At 37.0% G+C, this 22,445-nt stretch carries 6 protein-coding genes and 1 pseudogene; 5 read left to right on the top strand and 2 right to left on the bottom strand.

All coding sequences use genetic code 11. The annotated features are described in order from the left end of the window. The 3 genes and pseudogenes from Q1A73_RS19845 to Q1A73_RS19835 form a co-directional block, all read left to right on the top strand. A pseudogene (locus tag Q1A73_RS19845) lies at positions 1-1,230 on the top strand (hypothetical protein); the annotation flags it as partial. Positions 1,231-1,286: 56 nt separating this feature from the next. Further along, entirely contained in the window at positions 1,287-16,256 is a 14,970-nt protein-coding gene (locus Q1A73_RS19840; RefSeq protein WP_299609184.1) for a T9SS type B sorting domain-containing protein, read from the top strand. A 5-nt stretch (positions 16,257-16,261) separates the two neighbouring features. Then, positions 16,262-17,239, top strand: coding sequence for a type IX secretion system membrane protein PorP/SprF (locus Q1A73_RS19835; RefSeq protein WP_299609182.1), 978 nt, complete (start codon positions 16,262-16,264; stop codon positions 17,237-17,239). Between the two features lie 179 nt (positions 17,240-17,418). Here the strand turns inward: Q1A73_RS19835 and Q1A73_RS19830 are convergent, their stop codons facing one another. Both Q1A73_RS19830 and Q1A73_RS19825 read right to left on the bottom strand, forming a co-directional pair. After that, on the bottom strand, positions 17,419-17,817 hold the full coding sequence (locus tag Q1A73_RS19830) for a DoxX family protein (protein ID WP_299609179.1): 399 nt from the start codon (positions 17,815-17,817) through the stop codon (positions 17,419-17,421). 79 nt (positions 17,818-17,896) lie between these two features. Beyond that, positions 17,897-19,051, bottom strand: coding sequence for a DNA polymerase III subunit delta' (locus tag Q1A73_RS19825; RefSeq protein ID WP_299609176.1), 1,155 nt, complete (start codon positions 19,049-19,051; stop codon positions 17,897-17,899). Positions 19,052-19,390: 339 nt separating this feature from the next. Between Q1A73_RS19825 and Q1A73_RS19820 the strand changes: the two genes are divergently transcribed. Further along, complete coding sequence (locus Q1A73_RS19820; protein WP_299609174.1) at positions 19,391-20,578, top strand: phosphoglycerate kinase; 1,188 nt, start codon at positions 19,391-19,393, stop codon at positions 20,576-20,578. 219 nt (positions 20,579-20,797) lie between these two features. Then, positions 20,798-22,423 (top strand): LysM peptidoglycan-binding domain-containing protein, encoded by a 1,626-nt coding sequence (locus Q1A73_RS19815; RefSeq protein ID WP_299609172.1) that lies wholly within the window; start codon positions 20,798-20,800, stop codon positions 22,421-22,423. Positions 22,424-22,445: the final 22 nt, after the last annotated feature.

Raw genomic sequence — 22,445 nt, 5'->3', positions numbered from 1 at the left:
GAAGAGAGATTACGTCAAGAGGCAGAGGCTGCAAGACTAGCTGAAGAAGAAAGACAACGTCAAGAAGCTGAGGCTGCCAGATTAGCTGAGGAAGAAAGACAACGTCAAGAAGCTGAGGCTGCAAGACTGGCTGAGGAAGAAAGACAACGTCAAGAAGCAGAAGCTGCTAGATTGGCTGAGGAAGAGAGATTACGTCAAGAGGCAGAGGCTGCAAGACTAGCTGAAGAAGAAAGACAACGTCAAGAAGCTGAGGCTGCTAGATTAGCTGAGGAAGAAAGACAACGTCAGGAAGCTGAGGCTGCAAGACTAGCTGAAGAAGAAAGACAACGTCAAGAGGCAGAAGCTCAAGAAGATAGTAGTGAAGATCTTGAACAGATTCAGAGAGAAATCGATAATAGTAGTAGAATTACTGATAGGTTGATTGCATCTAGAGATTCCTTATTAACTTCTTCTAAGAATTTAGATAAAAGAGAATTTAATAAACTATTAGAATCTCTTGTTAATATGAGTGATGAAGCTGAACAGGTGAAAAACAATCCTGATCCAAGTAGCTCGAAAAGATTAACTTCTAGAAATAGATTTATCAAGTTCGCAGAAGCTACTAGACCTGAAGCTAAATATGCAACTAAATATATTCCTGGATATCCAGAAGGATACTACTTGATAGGTAATGTGTTCAGAGGTGGAGTATATGCAGAAAGTTTTACGAATAAGTTAAAAGATCTTGGATTTAATGATGCTCAAGTGATTCTAAATCCAGAAAATCAGTATCAATATGTTGCTATTACGTATTATGCAAATAAAGAAGAAGCAGCTGAGAATTATCTGAATAATATTGGAAACAAATACTTTGGTGATATGTGGATCTTAAATATTGCTAAAAGTAGAGTAGAATCATTGAAAAGATTAGTGCAAGAATCACGCATTATAAAAGATACAGTTAAAGACGATACCGTATTAACAGAGAATCTGTCATATATCGGAGGCCATAATATTGAAAACGGATATTATTTAATTACCAATATCTTTAAAAGAGAAAATTATTTTGAACGAGGAATGAATAAACTTAGATCTCAAGGGCTAGAGCCTAAGTTCTTCAGGAATCCAAAAGACAATTACATATATGTGTATTTAGATAGGTTTGATAGTATTGATCAAGCAAAACAGAGTTTATTCTCTAATGTAAATAACACATACGACGGAGATCTATACATTTTAAAGATACAATAGTGAGTAGTACCCCAAAATATACTAGAATGAACAACACAACTCAAACAAAGCAGCTTATGAAAACACTATTACCCAAAAAAGCTGTACTAATAATAGCGGTGATTATTATTGGTGCCATAAGCAAGATGAACGCGCAGGAATCAGTTCCTTTAACCCCAAGAGCAGGAGCCCAGTTTAATAACCTTAGGGGTAACATGGTTATGACAGGTAATGATATTGTTGGTGTTATTGAAGATGATGATGGAACTACTTTCACTAATCCTAATAGAAATTACAACGGTAATGATAACAATGGAAACTATGTTACTGCTTTTATAGATGTTGATAATGATCCAACTACATTTAGTTCTAGTGAAGCGGGTTTAACGGTGCCCAGAGAAGATTGTAGCCGATTAGTGTATGCTGGTTTATATTGGTCAGCAAATTACTATATGGCAAGACAGGATAGTCCTGTTAATTTTACAGATAATGAAATATCCTCTAACTCTGGTACTGGTACGGCTTTTATTATTAACAATGGTCCTCTAGCACAAATGTATACGGCTAGAAACTCAGAGTTTAGCAATGATAATTCGGATATAGAATTTAGTCCAGTAACCTCGTACTTGGTAGTGGCACAACCAGTGAATGGTTGTGGTATTACTAATGCCACTGAGTTAGCAGGTAATATTGCTGTTATAAGAGATGGCGGTAGTTGTTCTTTAAGAGAAAAAGTAGTAAATGCTGAAAGTGCTGGAGCTGTTGGAGTAGTAATAGTAAATGATGGTGGGTTGTTGCCAAGAATGACAGGGAATGGACCAGCGATTAATATTCCATCTGTTTCTATCGGAAATGATGATATCAATAATGCGAATTTTACGGGAGGTGATTTAATACCTTTATTACAAGCAGAAACAAACGTTGTTTTAGCTACTTTATCAACAAGTAGCGGTAATGATTGGCTTTCTAACCTTCCTCTTACGGATCCAAGAAAGCAAGGTCCTGCAGATTTTAGAAATATAAAGTTTAAAGTACCTGGTGGTTCCTATGTGGATGTAACAGCAAGTAGCGTAGTTTTTGATGGGTATCGTAATACACCAACGAATCCATTGGGAGATGTTGCTAATGACGAGTTACCGTATGTATGTTACGCAGATGTAACAGCCTTATTAGACCCAGATAATCCATTTGGTACTTATACGGTTGCAAACATGAATGCTACACAAGGTTTTACCAGTGGAGGTGATGGAGCCTGTGGAGGATGGTTCTTAGTAGCATTTTATGAAGATCAACAGGAAACAGCTAAATTTATCAGTGTAAGTGATGGTTTTGTTCAGATTTTTAGCGGTCAGGACCCTTTACGTTTTACGTATAGTGGCTTTACAACACCTACAGGAGTTAACGAACCAGTAAGTGTACGATTTGGTACAGCTTCACTAGAAGGAGATACAAGTTTAGGGGGGGATGAATTAAGAATTGTGAATACTGCAGGAACTACCACTGCATTAGGACAAGGAGCTGGTACAGCAAATCCAACAAACAACTTTTTTAATGGATCCATATCCGTTGACGGAAATTACATAACTGACCGAACACCAAACTCTGAAAATACACAAGGTTTTGATATGGATTTATTCGAGTTACCGAATGATTCCAAAGATTTAGTAGATAATGGTCAAACATCGGCCACATTTGAGTTATTTACAAATCGGGATCGATATAGTGTGTTTTTCAATGCATTTTCTGTAACTATTATCGAACCAGAATTACGGATCATTAAAAGAGTTTTTGAGTTAGATGGATCAACCGAGATAACTGGTGGAAATGTAGAGTTGGGTGATGAGATATTCTATGACTTAGAAATTGAAAATATAGGGAATGAAGATTTTGTAGATGGAACGGTTACAATTACCGATGTTCTCCCTGCAAATACCAACTTATTAGGAGTTGTGGATGCTACTTTGCCACCAGGAGTTACGTATACTGAGATATCACCAGGAGTTTTACAATTTAATATTCCAGCAGATCTGGTAGAAACACCAAACGATGCTCCTGTTGGAGATGGAGATGCTCCAATTTTTATAAGATTTAGAGCACAGTTGGTTAGCAGTTGTGAGGAGCTTAGAGATGCATGTTCTGACGTAATTACAAACTCTGCAACAGCAACCTACACTGGATTACAATCTGGAACAATGGGAAGTACCACAAGTAGTTCTCAGGTGGGAGTCTGTGGTGATCAACAAAACGAAGCTTCGAACATACTTGTTAATATACCAGCATGTCAGTTAGATGTTACTTTTTGTGACGATGATTTATTATTAGTTGCAGGTACAGGTTATAATCAGTACACTTGGTCTGGACCTGGGATTACAACGCCTGTGGTAACAAATGTTAATTTTTACCAGGTTCCTAATCCACAAACAGGAGTATATACAGTGCTTAAAGAAGATACAGATGGTGTGGAACCAAGTTGTATGGCTCTTACGGAAGAATTTACAGTAACTGCTTTTAGGGATATTACTAACCCAGTCTTAGATTATGTAAATGGAACTACTATAGTAACAGAAGATTGTAGTGGTATACCGATTCCACAAATTCTATTATGTGGTGATCAAACACAACTATTAGAAACAAATTTTGATCCATCTACGTTAGACGACATTTCATGGCAGAGACTAACTCCATCAGGATCTTGTGTACTAGATCCAAATGACCCATGTTCCTTGTTAGATGGTAACTGTACAGATGCAAATTGGGTAGAAGTAACAGGAGGTGATACACCTAACTATACCGTTTCCGAAGCAGGAGATTATAGAATCTTAGCAGAGTTTGATGGAGGATGTATTATTCCTTTCTATTTTAGTGTATTTAAAAATGATTACCAGCCAGATTTAACCATGAATCCGATAGAGTGTGGTAGTGATGGTAGTGTTAGTGTGGTTAATGTACCTACTAACTTTGCGTTTAGTTTAACTTCTGGAGGTCCATACACAAATACGACAGGGGTTTTTCCAATATCTACAGCTGGTGATGTAACCGTATATGCAATTGATACTACATTTCCTGGATGTGAGTACTCAGAAACCATAAATGTACCTTCTATAGATCCAACTTTTAGTGTAACTGGAGTTGATCCAAGTTGTGTAAATAACGATAATGGTACAGGTGTCGGCAGAATTAATATTAGCGTAACTGGTGGTATACCTGAATATCAGTATACTATTTCTAGTCCTGCATTAGGAGCTGCTGATCCAATAATAGTCCCTAATAGCAGCGCTAATAATGGTAATTATACACAGAATAATTTACCTCCTGGAACGTATACTGTTGAAGTGATTTCAAACAGACCAACACCAGAGTGTGTTTTTGATGCGACAGTTACTATTAATCCAGCTCCAGCTTTTGATGCTGAGGTGGTGTTATTAGCTCCAGAAACTTGTGATAGTGGAGCATTGGTACAAGTAAACGTTTTAAATGGTTCGGGGAATTACTTATTTGATAATGGAGATGGAAATTTTGTAGCTTGTAATATTTTCGAAATACCTTCTCCTGCAGACCCTACAGCAACATATACATTTAGAGTAAGTGATCAAAATATTCCAGGTGGAACAGCTGCTTGTATTATATCAGCAAGTATTGATAATATTACACCGTACGAACCTATTGTTATTGATAATGTTACGGTTACCCAGCCTGCATGTCCTGGAGATACTGGTCAAATTCAAGTGGATGTTTCTCCAACAGTCGCTGGTAGATTATATACCTATCAATTATGGGATTGTGCCGCGGATCCAAATTGTGGAAATGGGATTAGTGACCCTGCTGATCCGTTGAATGATGAAGACCCTAGTTTATGGACTTTAGTTAATGATATCGGTCCTACGGGAAGCCAAACAGTTACATTTACAGGAGTTCCAGATGGCAATTCATATGTGGTTCAAGTCGTTCACGCGAATACTACACCAGTAATTAATAATCCGAACTGTACATTCCCAGCACCTGAGGCTACCATATGTCCAGTAACAGAATACGGATTTTCTATCAGCTCTCCTGTAGGAATTACAGCTGATGTTACTTTAGACAGACCACTAAGTTGTATTGTAGGAAGTGAGGATGCATTAATATTGGTTGATAATATTGCGGGAGGTTCTGGAACATATGAATGGAGTTTAGATAATGTTACTTTTACCAATATCACTACAACTCCTTTTACAATTCCTGTAAGTACCGATGGATCTTATACAGTGTATATAAGAAATCAAGGTTCAGGAGATTGTGCAGTTCCATTCCCAGTAAATGTTCCTGCATTGGTTCCAATTACTGCAATTACATTCACTCCAGGTGATGGAGATTGTAATAGTCAAAGTTCAGAAGTTACCTTTGAAGCGCAACCTGCATTATCTGCAGCAGATATTTCGGCAGGTGTAGTATATGAGTATGATGTTTCTCCAGATCCTGCAACCGGAGCAGCTGCAACCGGAAACACAGGTTTCTTAACAACTAATACCTATACAATAACACAGGGAATTACGTATACAGTTACCGCCAGAAGAAGTGATGATCAATGTACATTTAGTGATGATTATAGAGTAGATGTAATAGATCCAATAGAGATTACTAATGCAGTGGAAACAACACCTGTTGTCTGTGTTGGAGATAGTAATGGAGCTTTATCTTTTACGGTTACGAATAGTACTTCTTTCGATTATGTTGTTACATTAACATCTAGTGGAGCTGTTGTAGATTCTGGAAATGGAATTACTACAAGTCCTGTAAATGTAACAGGATTAGCAGCAGGAAATTATACAATAACGGTTACAGATACCAATCCAGGTGGATCAGGTTCACCATTAAATTGTTCTGATACAGCAACTGTAGATGTAACAGAACCTGCAACACCACTAACATTCACAACCGTTGCTACAGACACAAATTGTGGTGCTAATACAGGTACTATTACCGTAACAGCTAACGGAGGTAGAGGAAATTATCAATATAGATTAGTGGATAGCGGAGGAACAGTGATTGTTGATTATCCTAATACTAACAACACTTTTACTGGCTTAGCAGCTGACACCTACACTGTTTTTGTTAGAGATGGTAGTAATCCAGCTACGGCTTGTGAGATTAGCAATACAGAAACTATAGGAACATTCGCTTCACCAACTATTGCTTTAACTGCAGGTGGAGATGTTTGTTATGACGGAACAAATCAGGCAAGTCAAATAATTACAATTACTCCTGGAATTGATCCTCCTCTTGGTCCATTTGAATATATTTTGGATAGAGGTACAGGACCAGAAACTCCAGTAGCGATTACATTAACAACGCCACCTTATACATTCGAAATAACAGGATTAACTCCTGGAAATTATACGGTGTTTGTAAGAAATACAAATACGCAATGTATTACAAACACAGAAAGTTTCACGATAAATCCTGAACTTACAATTACAGCGGTTCTAGATAAAGATATCGACTGTAATGGTGATGCTGAAATATCATTTACAGCAGCGGACGGAAGTGGAACGTATACTCAATATGACTTATATGTTCAGGGAACACCACCTGTTCTATCACAGGCTAATATTACATCGGTTCATACGATAGGAACACCTGGTGTTTATTTGGTACAAGTTACTGATGATTTAGGATGTACAGCATTTTCTAATCCTGTTACGGTTACCGCATATGAAGCATTAGCGGCTACACCATCAGTGACAAATCCAGATTGTCCTGCCGATGGAGGAGATATTACAATTACAACAACCGCGGGTGAAGGGCCTTTTACTTATGTGTTAGATGGTACTACAACAATTGGACCTACTAGTGATACTTCTGTTACGTTTAACAATGTTGCAGTGGGTACACACACCGTAGTAGTAACTGATGGTTCAGGAGCAACTCCTGCTTGTACCTTAGATCTTACAAATATTCAAATTACAGCACCTACACCAATTTCAACTACTGCTAGTGAGACGCAAGAGTATCGTTGTGATGTGGCAGGGTCAAGTACGACTCCTCAGTTAGGAGAAATTACTGTGGTAGTACCAACAACAGGAACACCACCTTATGAATATAGTATTGATGGTGTAAACTGGCAGGCATCAAATGTATTTACTGGTTTAACGGATGGTATTTATACAATACAGGTTCGAGATGCTGCAACAGTATCTTGTCCAGTTACGTTAGCTCCAGTTACAATAGATCCATTAGTACAGGTTACTGATTTATCTTTTGCAGTTACTCAAGTGCAATGTCCAGCACTTACAGGAGATGTTACCATTACTCCAACTTTAAATGGAACTAGTACTGTAGAATATGAAATTACCGCTCCTATAACCGTAGGGCCACAAGCTTCGAATGTGTTTACTGGACTTACTTCAGGAACTACCTATACATTCTTAGCAAGAACGGACGTTGATGGTTGTGTATATACGGAAACATTTACGGTACCTACAGTTGACTTTATAGCGGTTAATGCTACTATTGTAAATGAGCCATTGTGTAATGGACAAAGTAATGGAGAATTATCTTTTACTGTTTCAGGAATTGATTTAACTACAGAAACTTATGAATATGAAGTTTCTCTTGGAGGAACAATCGTAGCACAAGCTACTGGTCAGAATACTGCAACCATCCTTACAGGTGATATTTTAGCAGCAGGAACTTATGACATTTTAGTTACGGATGAAAGAACTAACTGTACAGATACTGCGCAGGTGATCATTGGAGAACCTGATGTGATCACCTTTACAATTGATCCTATCGATCAGGATTGTGTTACAAACACAAATACAGTAACCATTAGCAATGTAATGGGTGGAAGTGGAGTTGGATATACTTGGGTATTGAATGATTCTGGAGGAACTCCAGTAGGTCCAAGCAGACCAGTTACAGACCCTTACTTAAACGTTCCTAATGGAACAGGATATGAAATTATAGTTACAGATAGTAATTCTTGTGTATCTGCACCTCAGAATTTAGATATTAATCAATTACCACAAATTGCCGCCACGATCGATACTGGTTCAGATTTCTGTTTAGATGACGGCGCGGTGAGTTTTACTATAAATATAGATGGAACAAATTCTGGAACACCAGATTACATTTATAACGTTTCACTTGGAGGAACGATTGTAATACCTGATACCAATGTAGGAGCATTAACTACGTTTACTACAACACCTGCATTAACGCAATCAGGAACATATACCATTACAATTACTGATAGCAATGGATGTCCTGTGACACTTACAGAGAGTATTGAAGAAGCTGTAAGCTTAGATGTCACCCAAGTTGCTGATATAACTTGTGATGCGTCAGGTAATCCAGTGGATGCTTCTTTCTCATTCGTGGTAAATGGAGGATATACACCGTATGATATTGCTGTATCATTCAACGGAGGAGCATTTGCAGATCATATTACAAATGGAACATCACCATTTGCTAATTATGTGGCTACATCAGGAGCTGGAACATACGTTTTCCGAGTTACGGATGATAGAGGATGTTCGTTTACAACGTCTCCTTTTACAGTAACAGACCCAGTAGCTCCGACAATTACTGCACCAACGGTAAATGTAGATTGTTTTGGAGATACAGGAACCGCTGTAATAACAGTTACAGGAACAGAAACCCCTTATGAAATTGACTTTGAAAATACAGGAACGTTTGTAGCAATTACGGGTACGCAAATAACTTTCCCTAATTTGGCGGAGAACACTTATAACTTTACTGTAAGAAGTAGTAGAGGATGTTTATATCCAGGAACTGTAGTAATTGACGCTCCAGATGAGATAGTAGAAGTAAGTAGAGTGGAGACACCGGTTACCTGCGGTGGATCGGTAATCATTACAGAGCTAGGAGCAATCGATCTGGAAATATCTGGAGGTACTGGACCATATACATATACTTTAGTGGATGCAAGCAATGTATCTGTTAGACCACTTATCCCTTCGACTACAGCAGCTTCGACTCCTAATCCAACAACTATAGCTTCAACGACAGTTCGTTTTGAAGGATTAAATTTTGGTCAATATTTTATTTTTGTGGAGGATACTAACGGTTGTGTGTCTAATCCAGATCCAATAGGACCTTTTGATATCTTTTCTCCACCAAATGATTTAGTGCAAAATATTACTGTATCGGCTACGTGTCCAGGAGGAGTAACATTCGATATTGATGTACAAGGAGGTTCTGGTATAAATCCTCCAGCAAATCCACCGCCAGGGTTTGATATTCGTATTGTAGGAGAGCCATCACCAGGTTTAGGAGATTTTGTTCCTTTAAATGATCTGGTAACTGGACCAACAGCAGTGGATGCGAATACGCCAATCAGAAATCATAGATATACAGGATTAGATTTTAATAGAACCTATATTTTAGAAGTAAGAGATAATGCCACTAATTGTTTGTACCAAGAATTAGTCCCACCAGAAGCACCGCCTTCTTCTCCTAATATTGATAATTTTGTTGCTACTGATGTAACTTGTAATGAGGTACCGGCATTAGATGACGGAGAAATAAGTTTTGAAATTTCTGGATATGACCCTACGGTTACACAAGTCTCTTGGGAGGTGTTTGATCAATTTACTAATGTTTCTTTAGGAGCTGGTTTTGCAGGTTCTTCTGCGGTTGTAAGTCCTGCAGCTCTTCCAGTAACAATTTCTAACTTTCCTCCAGGAAGATATTATCTTGTGATTAGAGAAGATAACGGTACGTTATGTCCAAATAGACAAGACTTTGAAATAGACATTCCAGACCCATTAACTTCGGTTGCTACCAATCTTACTGCTGCCAATAGTTGTGGTACGAACGCACAAGTAATTATGGATACAGATGGGGGAACTCCTTTTGGTATTCCTCCAACGGCAGATGGATATACTTATGCTTTAGTAGCAGATGGAGCAGGAGACCCAGGAACATATCCTTTAAACAGCAATGTGATTGATCTTGGTAATGTTGCCGGTGATTTTGATATTTGGGTAGCTGATCTTAACGGATGTAGTTTTGGACCAGTGGATGTTAATGTGGTTGTAAACCCATTACCAACGGTAGTTGCTAGTTTTATTGATGATTGTACATACGATAATAGTAATATCATTGATGTAGATGGAACAGGTTTGGGAACTTTATTATATCAAATAGATGGAGGAACCGCTGTTACAGGTAGTATAGATAACAATAATCATCAGTTTATAGTATCTACTCCTGGAACATATACAATTACTATTACTGATGATTCTGGATGTTCTGCAAGTACAAATGTTACGGTATACGACGAATTAGTGATTAGTGCAGCATTTACTGCTGCACCAGATTGTGAGAATGCTACGGGTGAGATTACTACCTCGTTAGTTTCTGGAGTTGTACAAGGTACGTTAACTTATGTGTTACAAGACGGAACAGGAACTCCAACAGGAAATACTACCGGAGATGTTTCTGGAGTATATACAGGTGTAGCACCTGGAGATTATATTGTTGTTGCTACAGATGATGGAAGAGGAACGGCACCTTTCTGTTCATTCTCAGCTCCTGTAAGTATTGATGCACCAACACCACCAGTATTAGTACCAGAAACAACATTTGTTACTTGTATTGGTGATACTGATGGTGTAATTACAGCAGCATTAACTGGAGCTTCTACAGATTCGGACCCAACAGTGACGTATCAATACGAAATTATAGCTGGGCCAGTGACAAGACCATTACAAACAAGTCCTGTATTCTCAGGTTTAGGTATTGGTACATATACAGTGCAAGTAACCGTTACCAAACCAAATGGAGCACTAAATGTTATATGTACAGATACAGAAGATTATATAATCGATCAGCCAACACTTGCTACAGCTAGTGTTACTTTAGAGTCGCCATATGGGTGTACTGGGGCTGATATTAATTTACCTGTAATTACAGTAGATAACTTTAGTGGAGGTAATTCACCATATACTATTTCATATACAGATCCATCTGGAAATGTGGTAGGTCCTGTAGATCCTGCAACATTGGATACAGATTCAGGAATAGCAGGTATTCAGATTATAGCAAATGAAGCTGGTAATTACACCTTCACAATCTTTGATACTAATGATTGTCCGAATGTATTAGCACCGTTTAATATACCTCCATTCCCGATAATGACTGATGCGGTAGTTAATCAGGTAACACCAATTGATTGTGCTACAAATACTGAAGAAGTTACAGTAACAGTAACTGGAGGAACAGGACCATATGATTTTGTTGAAATTAATGGAGCAGTTCCTTCTCAATTAGGAGTTGCGTCAGGAGGTGCGACTACTACTAGTGCATCATTCTTCCTTCCTGGAGTTGGTAATTATATCTTTAGGGTAACGGATACAGGAACTGGTTGTTCAATAGATACAGCTCCTTATGAAATATTGCCTTATGATACTATTGAAGCTAATATTGCAGTAGTTACTCCAGATATTCTATGTTTTGGGGACGCAACTGGTAATATAGAACTTACGGTTACTGGACATACTGGGCCTTATAATTATACAGTAACGAATACTACAACAGGTACGGTTACCGGACCGATAGGAGCGGATACTACTGTACAGAACCCAATTACCATTAGCGGTCTTGAAGCAGGTAATATTCAGGTATCTATTGTGGATCCTGCATCTACCTGTAATGATGACTCAAATGTGGTTACAATTAACCAGCCAACAGAAGTGTTATTAAACTTAGTTTCAAACACGAACGCAAATTGTAATAGTGATGGAAGAGTCGTTGTAGAAGCAAGTGGAGGAACTTCTCCTTACACGTTTACAGCAACCGATGTGCCTTTTGGTGGAGCATTTACAGCTACAAATAGCACAGGAGAATTCTTATTGCCTGCATTACCAACTACTGGAACAACGTATAGAATTTCTGTAGTTGATGATAATAGTTGTACATCTAATCCTGCATCAATTGACGTGTTGGTAGAAAGAACAGATGATCCAACATTGAATCCACTAACGGTGGACGATGTATGTACTCATGATGGTAGCTATGTGATCACAGCAACAGGAACAAGTAATGTGCCTTCACCACCAGGAACAGGTGCTTTAAGGTTCCAATTAGATGGAGGTACTATAGTAGACGCAAACAATGGATTAAATTCTCATTTATTTACAGTTTCTACACCAGGAACATATCAAGTGACTGCTTACGACGAAAATAACTGTCCTACAAATACAGAATCGATTACTATTTTGCCAGAATTGATTGCTTCAGCGGACTTTACTGCTGATCCTACTTGTAGGGATTTCGATGGAACTGTAACAGTAACTGTTACTGGAGGTTCAGACTTTACTGCAAATCCGAGTAACTTCACATTTGTATTAAATGGAACGGATAGCGCAGGTAACCCTGTTAGCATTTCTCAAAATGGAGCTACAGGTACTGAAAATGTATTTACAAATATTTCCGCAGGAACATATACTGTAACTATTACAGATGTGAATATACCTGGAGTTTCTCCAACGGTTCCATGTTCTATCACGATAGATGTGCCAGAATTACCAGTGCCAGTAGATCCTATTATCACTGCTGCAGGTGAGGCTGTGTCTTGTGTTGGAGCAACGGATGGTATAGTTACAATAACGTTAACGAACCCGATTGCAGCAGATGCTCCTTATACATATCAATTATTTGTAGATGATGGAACAGGAAACCCTGATTTAACACAACAAATTAGTACGGATCAAATAGACGATCCTATATTCACTGATGTGCCTGTAGGAGATTATGTAGCAGTGGTTACTTCTGATAGATCTTGTGCTGGTCAAGCAACGGTGAATATTCCAAATGCAAGCCAGGTGACTGCAGTGATCACGCAAAGCGCGTATGGTTGTGCTGCGGATAATAGTGAGATATTCCCTGTGATTACAGTAACTATTGAAAACGGAACACCACCTTATTCTGTAACTTATGTTACACCATCTGGTAATACAATAACTGCAGTTGATGTGGCGGATGCTAATGCAAATCCAGCGGATGGAGTACAGTTTGAGATTACTGCGGATGAAGAAGGGGACTATTTAATAACAGTTACAGACTTTAATGGTTGTAACACAGCACCAAATGCTACGATTACTGAAACAGTAAATCCATTCCCAATCATGACGAATCCTTCTGTAGCAATTGTTACGGATATTACGTGTGCAGTTGATGAAGAGGTTGCAGTATCTGTTGTTGGAGGATCTGGTGATTTCTTGTTTGAGTTAGTTGACAATACAGGAGCGGTAATTAATCCACCAGCACCTGTAGATACTCCAGCAGGAATATTTACTGCGAACTTTACGTTGCCAAGAACATTAGGTATTTATACATTCAGAATTACGGATCAAGTAACTTTGTGTACGATTACAGTTACGCATGAGTTAGATGAATTTGATTTTGTGGAAGTAATTGCTGCGCAAGAAACTCCAGAGTCATGTTTTGGAGATGCAGACGGTACCATTAATATCTCAATTACAGGATATTCTGGACCATATAACTTTACAATTCTTGACGAGAATGGAAACCCGACAGCATTTAGTGGAACTGGAGACACAACTACCGATCCAGATCCTTACATATTGCCTGTTACATTACCACAAGGTGTTTATATTGTAGAGATTACTGAAACAGCAGACCCATTATGTACCGAAAGATCTAATGCTATTGCTGTTACAGGTCCTGCAACACCAATTGTTACTGCAATATCACCAATAAATATAGTAGAATCTTGTGTGCCTGGTGCTGATGGATCTTTCCAAGCTTCAGTTACTGGAGCGCAAGGTGCGGTAACTTATACATTGACACCAGGAGGTATATCTAATACGACTGGATTGTTTGAGAATTTAACAGCAGGTCTTTACACCGTAACAGCTGAAGATAGCCAAGGATGTACAGATGATGAACAGTTTACAATTCAATCACCAAATGCTATTATTGTAGATCCAATAGCAGATAGTAGTGTAACTTGTTTTGAGGACACAGACGGAAGCATTACTGTTGTTGCTAGTGGAGGACAAGGGCCAGGAACATATTTATATACGCTAACATTCCCTGATGGTGTTACTACAAGTGGACCACAGTCTGTTAATGTATTTAATAATCTTGGAGCAGGAACATATACAGTTACAGTTTCAGATAACTTAAATTGTACTGCTTCTACTACTGCGATAATAAATGAGCCTAATGAAGTTACTGTTAGTATAGACAGCGTTACAGAGGTTACGTGTGATGTTAATACTATCGATGTTACCATAAGTGGAACAAGTGATGTTGCAATTTCTGAGTACTACTATGTGGATCAAGATGGTAATGAGGTTTCTAATGGTGGATCGGGAGTATTTATAGGTCTTGTAGAAGGAGAATATCAATTCTTTGTAGAAGATGTAAATGGATGTAGATCACAATTATCTTCACCAGTACCTGTAATTCCAATTAATCAAATAGCTATTACATTGGATACGACTGCTGCGAACATTAACTGTTTCAATGAAGCTACAGGTGTTATTGACGCAACGGTTACTGGTGGAATAGGAGACTATATTTTCGAATTAACGAATAATACAACTGGTCAAACATGGGGTCCACAAAATGATAGTGAATTCACAGATTTACCACCAGGTAATTATACATATGTGGTAAGAAGTGATAGAAACTGTGTTTCTCAAGCGAATTTTGATATCATTAACCCTGCAGAGTTTGAAAATGTACCACCGCAAATTACGGATGTTGTTTGTTTCGGAGAAGATAACGGATCTATAATTGTTTTCGCAGCGGGTGGAACGCCTCCATATTCATTTGCGATAAGCACAGATCCGGGTCAGTTCTTTAATGATGAATCTGATAACGTACCAAACCAACATACATTTACGGACCTAGCTCCAGGAATGTACCAGGTATTTGCTCAGGATTCTAATGGATGTCCGCAAGTATATGATGTAACTATTGGAGAGCCTACACAGTTAATGGCTAATATCGTTGGAGCAATTACTCCAGAGACCTGTGCAGATGCTAACGATGGAGCGGTTACTATTGAAGTAACAGGAGGAACACCTCCTTATTCTACTAGTCTTACGAATAATAATGATTTTGTAGAAGGTGTGTTTACGTTTATGGATTTACCAGGAGGTATAACGACTATATATGTGCGAGACGCTAATAATTGTCCTGTAACATTGCCAGTAGACATTCCGGAAGGAGCAATTCTTAATGGTGTAATGAGCCCAAGAATTGACTGTCCTATCATAAATACTGACGGTAGTATAAGTCAACCACCAATATATTATATAGATGTTGTTTTAGGAGATAACTCGGTGAATACGGATATTATTTACAATCTAGTATCGTTAGACGGAGGAGTTAGTCCAGGTGACAGCCTAGATCCAACATTTATTGTGCAGCCAGGGCAATATCAAGGTACAATGACATATACACCTACAAACTGTGTATTTGATCTAGGTACAATAACAATAGAAGAATATGTTCCGTTGTCTACACCAATCGCTCAGATGACTAATAATCCTCAGGATCCAAACGAATATGAAATTACTGTAACGGGTGGAAGTGGAGATTATACATTCTTCTTAGCGATTATTCCAGAAGGTCTTACTGTAAACGATCTTACGGATGCTGATTACAGAGAATTAGATGGTAATATGTTCTCCATTGATGAAACGGCAGATTATGCTATACGTGTTATTGATAATCTAGCTTGTGAGGCAATAGGAGTTCAGAGATTAGAGTTTATTAATATCGTTATTCCTAATTACTTTACCCCAGATGGAGATGGAACTAATGATACTTGGTATCCTAGACAAGATCCATTTAGAGACCCATTCTTCTTTGATGATATGGAAGTTAGAGTCTTTGATAGATATGGTAGATTATTAGCTGAATTTATTGGAGACCAAGGACCAAATAACGGATGGGAAGGAGTTTATCAAGGAAAAGAATTGCCATCAGGAGATTATTGGTTTACAATTATTCTAAATGATATTGATAACAGAGAATTTACAGGTCACTTTACTTTATATAGATAATAAACATGAGAACGTACACAAGACATATAAAGATAGCTATCGTTCTGATGGTAGTTATAATTGCAAATAAGAACTACGGTCAGGAGTTTTTTGCACCTGTTCAGAATCAATATATAGCTGATAACCCTTATTTAATATCGAGTGCTTACGCTGGTATTGGTGATTGTTGGCAGGTAAGAGCATCCGGATTTGAACAATGGGTGGATATTGCAGATGCTCCGGGAACACAATCTTTATCAATAGATGGACGTATATCGGATCGATCTGGGGTAGGTGCTATTTTATTTAATGATAAGAATGGTGCTACCTCTCAGAAGGGTGTTCAGTTATCATTTGCACACCATTTAACGTTAAACGAGTATACCAATCAGTATTTATCTTTTGGTATTAGTTATAAGTTTACGCAATTTGGAATTGATACATCTCAGTTTAATGATGGTGACCCAAACATGCCACCAAGTGAGGTATTACCAAATATAACGGTAAACAACTCTAATTTCGATATAGGTGTTTTGTATAGATTAGGTAGATTTTTTCTAAGTGCAAATGCAGTAAACTTATTGCAGAAGCAAATAGATGATTTTAACCCCACAGAACCCTCAAGTATTCAAAATTATTATGTGTATTCTGGATATACTTTTTACGATCGATTTAGTGATATTGAAGTAGAACCTACAATACTATATCAGAGTTTTGCAGGTGACGGTAGAAGTACTGCGGATTTGAACTTAAAGGTTAGAAAATTACATAGAGGTGATTACTATTGGGCAGGAGTTAGCTTACGATCATTAGTAGATCAAGATTTCAAACCATTATCAGTATCACCAATGATTGGTATCAAAAAATCTAATTTTTATGTAGCTTATGGTTATCAGGTAAATGTTAATGAAGTTTTTGACGCAAGTAATGCGGCAGGATCACATATGATAACTTTAGGTATTGATTTTGGATGTAGACAAAGTAAGTGTGGTTGTACATACTAGTGAACGAATTGTTATATAATGCTATGTTGTAAACTAGTATTATTTAGACATAAAATTTTATAAGGTTAAGAACAGCTCAATAGAGTTACTCTTAACCTTTTTTGCATTATATGTTTTCGTTTTATTTTGAATAGGTTTTATTTAGAAATAAAAGGGGTTTTAAGTAAAGCGTCCTTTTATTAAGAATGCACAACGTACAGTCCAAATACAGCTACTATAAAATAACAAGTGATGGTTAGTGCACCTTGGTAATCTTTTGCCACTCTTTGACCAAAAAGAAGCATTAATAGTGTTATACAAGCTAAAAACATTGCAGTGATAGTAAACCCTGTTTGATTATTAGAAATCAATTGATAGATACCTAAAACACAAAATACAGCGGTAACCACTTCGATAAGCAGAACAGTTCCTAAAAGTAACGGCACAAGATTCGCTAAGAAAGTAGCCGAGAAATGCTCTTTTAACCAACTAAGGTTTCCTTTCCAGTCAACTAATTTATCAATACCAGATTGCAAAAAGGTGATTAAAAGGAATAATAAAATAGTGATGGAGACAATGTGAGTCATAAAATTATCCATAAGCCGAATTTGTTTTTGATGAGTAAAAGAAATCTAAAATCGTAATAAACGATTACAATAAAAAATATTAGTAAGAACCTTATGCAGGCTTTTTATGTAGTAACCTTGTAAGTTTAATGGACAGGTCTGTTAAAATGATTTTAGCATTTCCATTTCTTTCTATGTGATAAATAGCATTCTGAAGTTCTTTACTGATATCCATAATATTAGCACCATGAATAAAGGGAGCAAAATTTTGAAGTTTAAAACCATTGGTTTTAGGTTCTAAAAACACAAGATCCTCAGCACCATAATTTAGTAACAACGCCTGTCTAAAAAAATCAAGGCAGTAGTTTAAAAACTTCTTTTGTGTTTCTCGCCCAGCACCAGCAATAGACTCACTCCATCTTATTAAATCATTGACAGCAGATTTATTTCCTTTGGCTCTAAAAGCTGTTCGTACCCATTGTATAAACCAGTCTTCAAACTGTTCATCACCACCATCTTGATGCAAAAGGTGCAATGCTTTGTTGTAGTCACCATTTGCCTGATGCGCTATTTTTAATGCTTCAGTATCGGAAATATTTTCCGAGGTTTTTAGCGCATCTTGTATGACTTGTTCTCCCAATGGAGGGAAATGTAATACCTGACATCTGGATCTAATAGTCTGTATAATTTGTTCTTCTTTTTCTGTAATAAGAATAAAAACAGTTTTTTCGGGGGGTTCTTCTATTAATTTCAGTAGTTTGTTAGAAGCAGCAATATTCATTTTATCCGCCATCCATATGAGCATAACCTTATAACCACCTTCATAACTCTTTAAAGAAAGTTTTTTAACTACTTCCAGTGCTTCATCCACACCTATTTGACCCTGCTTTTTTTCGATTCCAAGTAAAAGGTACCAATCAAAAATACTTCCGTAGGGTGTTTCTTTAACAAAGGTTCTCCACTCTTCTGCAAAATGATTTGCTGTAGGATGCTTTTTAACTTTATCATTAGTAGCTACAGGATAGGCAAAATGTAAGTCTGGATGTGCTAAGTGATTAAATTTTACATTGCAGGCTTGATTGCCTCCAGTATTTTCACCTTCTATATTTTGACACAAGATATATTGGGCATAGGCAATCGCCATGGGTAAAGTTCCACTTCCACTAGATCCTACAAAAAGTTGTGCATGAGGAATACGACCTCTTTCTACACTGGTAGTAAGATAACTTTTGATATGTGTAAGCCCTAATATTTCTGAAAAAAGCATGAGGCAAATATAAATTAATAATGTTCAATTTGTATGGATGATGAAGGATATAAATGAAATGTGATTTTTTCATTGAAAACCTTCTTTTTGCTAAAAATCGATAAAAGTGGAAGTTTGAGGAAAAATAGTGTCATTTTTTACCATAGTTTTTAATGTTTTTGAGGAAATAAAATTATTTTCGTTTGCGAAAAATCAATCCAATTCGGTGAAACGAAGGTTAAGAAATTTCAAAATTGATTTTTAAAAGAAAATAGTTAAATTTTTTAATGAGAGAACGAAGTGGTTACACACGTTCTCAATTTTATAATTAAATTAAAACAATTACTAAAATTTAAACGTGTGAAAACAATAAATGATTTCAATTTCGAAAATAAAAAAGCATTAATTCGAGTAGATTTTAATGTTCCCCTAGATGAAAATTATAAAGTAACTGATAATACTAGAATACAAGCTGCCAAACCAACTATTATTAAGGTTTTGGAAGATGGTGGTAGTGCTGTATTAATGTCTCATTTAGGTCGTCCAAAAGGCGTACAAGAAGAGTTTTCGTTACGTCATATTGTGGATGAGGTGGCAGACGTTATAGGTGTACAAGTAAAATTTGCGGCTAATTGCGTTGGACAAGAAGCAGAAGAGGCTGTTGCACAATTAAATCCAGGTGAAGTTTTGCTATTAGAAAATCTTCGATTCCACAAAGAAGAAACTACTGGTGATGCTGGTTTTGCAGAAGAACTTTCAAAATTGGGAGATATATACGTAAATGATGCTTTTGGAACTGCTCATAGAGCACATGCGTCTACAACAATTGTTGCTCAGTTTTTCCCAGCAAATAAATGTTTTGGAAACTTATTAGCTAAAGAGATAGATAGTATTGATAAAGTACTGAAAAGTGGAGAAAAACCGATAACAGCTGTTCTTGGTGGATCTAAAGTTTCGTCAAAGATTACGATCATAGAAAACATCTTAGACAAGGTGGACAACCTAATTATTGGTGGTGGTATGACCTATACCTTTATCAAAGCTCAAGGAGGACAAATTGGAGATTCTATTTGTGAAGACGATAAACAAGAATTGGCTTTAAATATTCTTAAGCAAGCAGAAGAAAAAGGAGTTCAAATACACCTACCTGTAGATGTTATTGGTGCAGATGCATTTGATAATGGTGCTAACACTAAAGCTATGAACGTTGATGCTATTCCAGATGGATGGCAAGGATTAGATGCAGGACCAGAAACATTGAAGAATTTTCATCAGGTAATATTAGATTCTAAAACGATACTTTGGAATGGTCCGTTAGGTGTTTTTGAAATGGAAAACTTCGCGAATGGAACCATTGCTCTGGGGCATTCTATTGCGGAGGCAACTCAAAATGGAGCTTTCTCTCTAGTAGGAGGTGGAGATTCTGTAGCTGCGGTTAAGCAATTTGGTTTTGGAGACAAAGTTAGTTATGTCTCAACGGGCGGTGGAGCTATGTTAGAAAGCTTAGAAGGAAAAACACTTCCTGGTATCGCCGCCATTGGAAATTAACAAAGGGGTCAAAACCTTGTAAGAAAAATCTTAATTAATACAAAACTTATTAAAAATCAGTCACTTCGACTGATTTTTTTGTGTTTTTAACTTGTTGATTTTTTGGATTTTAGAAAAAAAACACGATTTTCGCAGCAGTGTTGTTAATAACTTGTACAAACATTATATAAATCGCTCCAAAATATACGTTAGTTGGAGTACTCGTAAACAATATTCGAAATGACAAAAAATTGTTGGTTATACCTTAGTTTTCTTTCTTGTTTGGTTTCTTTTGGTCAGGATACTATTCCTGCTTCAACTTCCAATTCAAAAGCTTCCAGAACATTAAAACTTAACAAAGAACTAACAGTTAAAAAAAACACAGTTCAGGTATTCGATACAATACAAACGACCACCTCCGTTGGTGAGTTGAAAACTACCACTTTTACTAAAACAAACGTAAAAGATAGTGTACAATATACAATCGAAGATCATCCTCAATTAGCCAAATTAGATTCCATTTGGAAACAGGAATTATACAATTCTAGTTTATTTGATAGCATTTATAAATCGGTAACTGAGTTAACATATGAACCAGTGGAGTATGTTGATCTTCCAACAGATACACTAAAAGCTAGGTTAGCCGAATTAAATGCACGAACTCCCTTTAATGTAGAATATAATCCTTCATTAGAGAGCGTGATAAAAAGATATCTAAAGAATAGACATGAGCATTTGGAAAGGCTTATGGCATTAAGTGAGTTTTATTTCCCTTTATTCGAACAAGAATTAGACAATCAGAATATTCCTTTAGAAATAAAATATTTAGCCATTGTTGAGTCTGCATTAAAACCTAGAGCAAAATCTAGAGTAGGTGCTACAGGATTATGGCAGTTTATGTTCGGAACGGGAAAAATGTTTGGACTGGAAGTAAGCTCATATGTAGATGAGCGTATGGATCCTATTATGGCTACACAAGCCGCTTGTAAATATTTAGCGAGTTTATATCGTGTCTTTGGAGATTGGGATCTTGCGTTGGCTTCTTACAACTCAGGACCAGGGAACGTAACCAAAGCGATTAGAAGAAGTGGAGGATACACCAATTACTGGAATATTCGTCATAATTTACCAAGAGAAACTGCAGGATATCTACCAGCGTTTTTAGCTACTATGTACATTTTTGAATATGCCGAAGAACATGGATTTAAACCTAAAAGACCAGAGTTTGCATATTTTGAAACAGATACCATAAAGGTAAAGCAAATGATTACCTTAGACCAGGTATCTGAAGTCATGGATATTAATATCGAAGAGTTACAGTTTCTAAACCCTTCTTATAAATTAGATATCATCCCACACATAAAAGATGAGAATTATGTGTTAAGGTTACCACTGGACCAAGTGGGTAAATTTGTTGCTAATGAAAACCAAATCTATGCGTTAGCACAAGAAGAATTTAATAAAAGAGAAAAGCCTCTGCCTAAATTTTTTGAGGCTAATGATCGTATCCGATACAGAGTACGTAGTGGTGATTATCTAGGAAGAATTGCTCGTAGATACGGTGTACGAGTAAGTCAGATCAAACGTTGGAATGGATTAAGAAGCAACAATCTTAGAATTGGACAACGACTCACGATTTATCCAAGAAGACCAGTAATAGATAGACCTAAAAAAAGCACTTCTAAAAAAGCTGTTGCTACAGTTAATACTGGTAGCTCAGAAACATATACCGTAAAATCAGGAGATACCTTATGGAGCATTTCTCAGAAATTCAAAGGAATTTCTGTAGAAAACCTCAGAAGCTGGAATAACATCAGTGGAACTGGTATAAAACCAGGAATGAAGCTGAAGCTTTCTAAATCTTAAATTTTATTTGACCTTTCACAAT

The organism is uncultured Aquimarina sp., assembly GCF_947492115.1.
Classification (GTDB): Bacteria; Bacteroidota; Bacteroidia; order Flavobacteriales; family Flavobacteriaceae; genus Aquimarina.
This window is presented reverse-complemented; position numbering and strand designations above follow the sequence as displayed.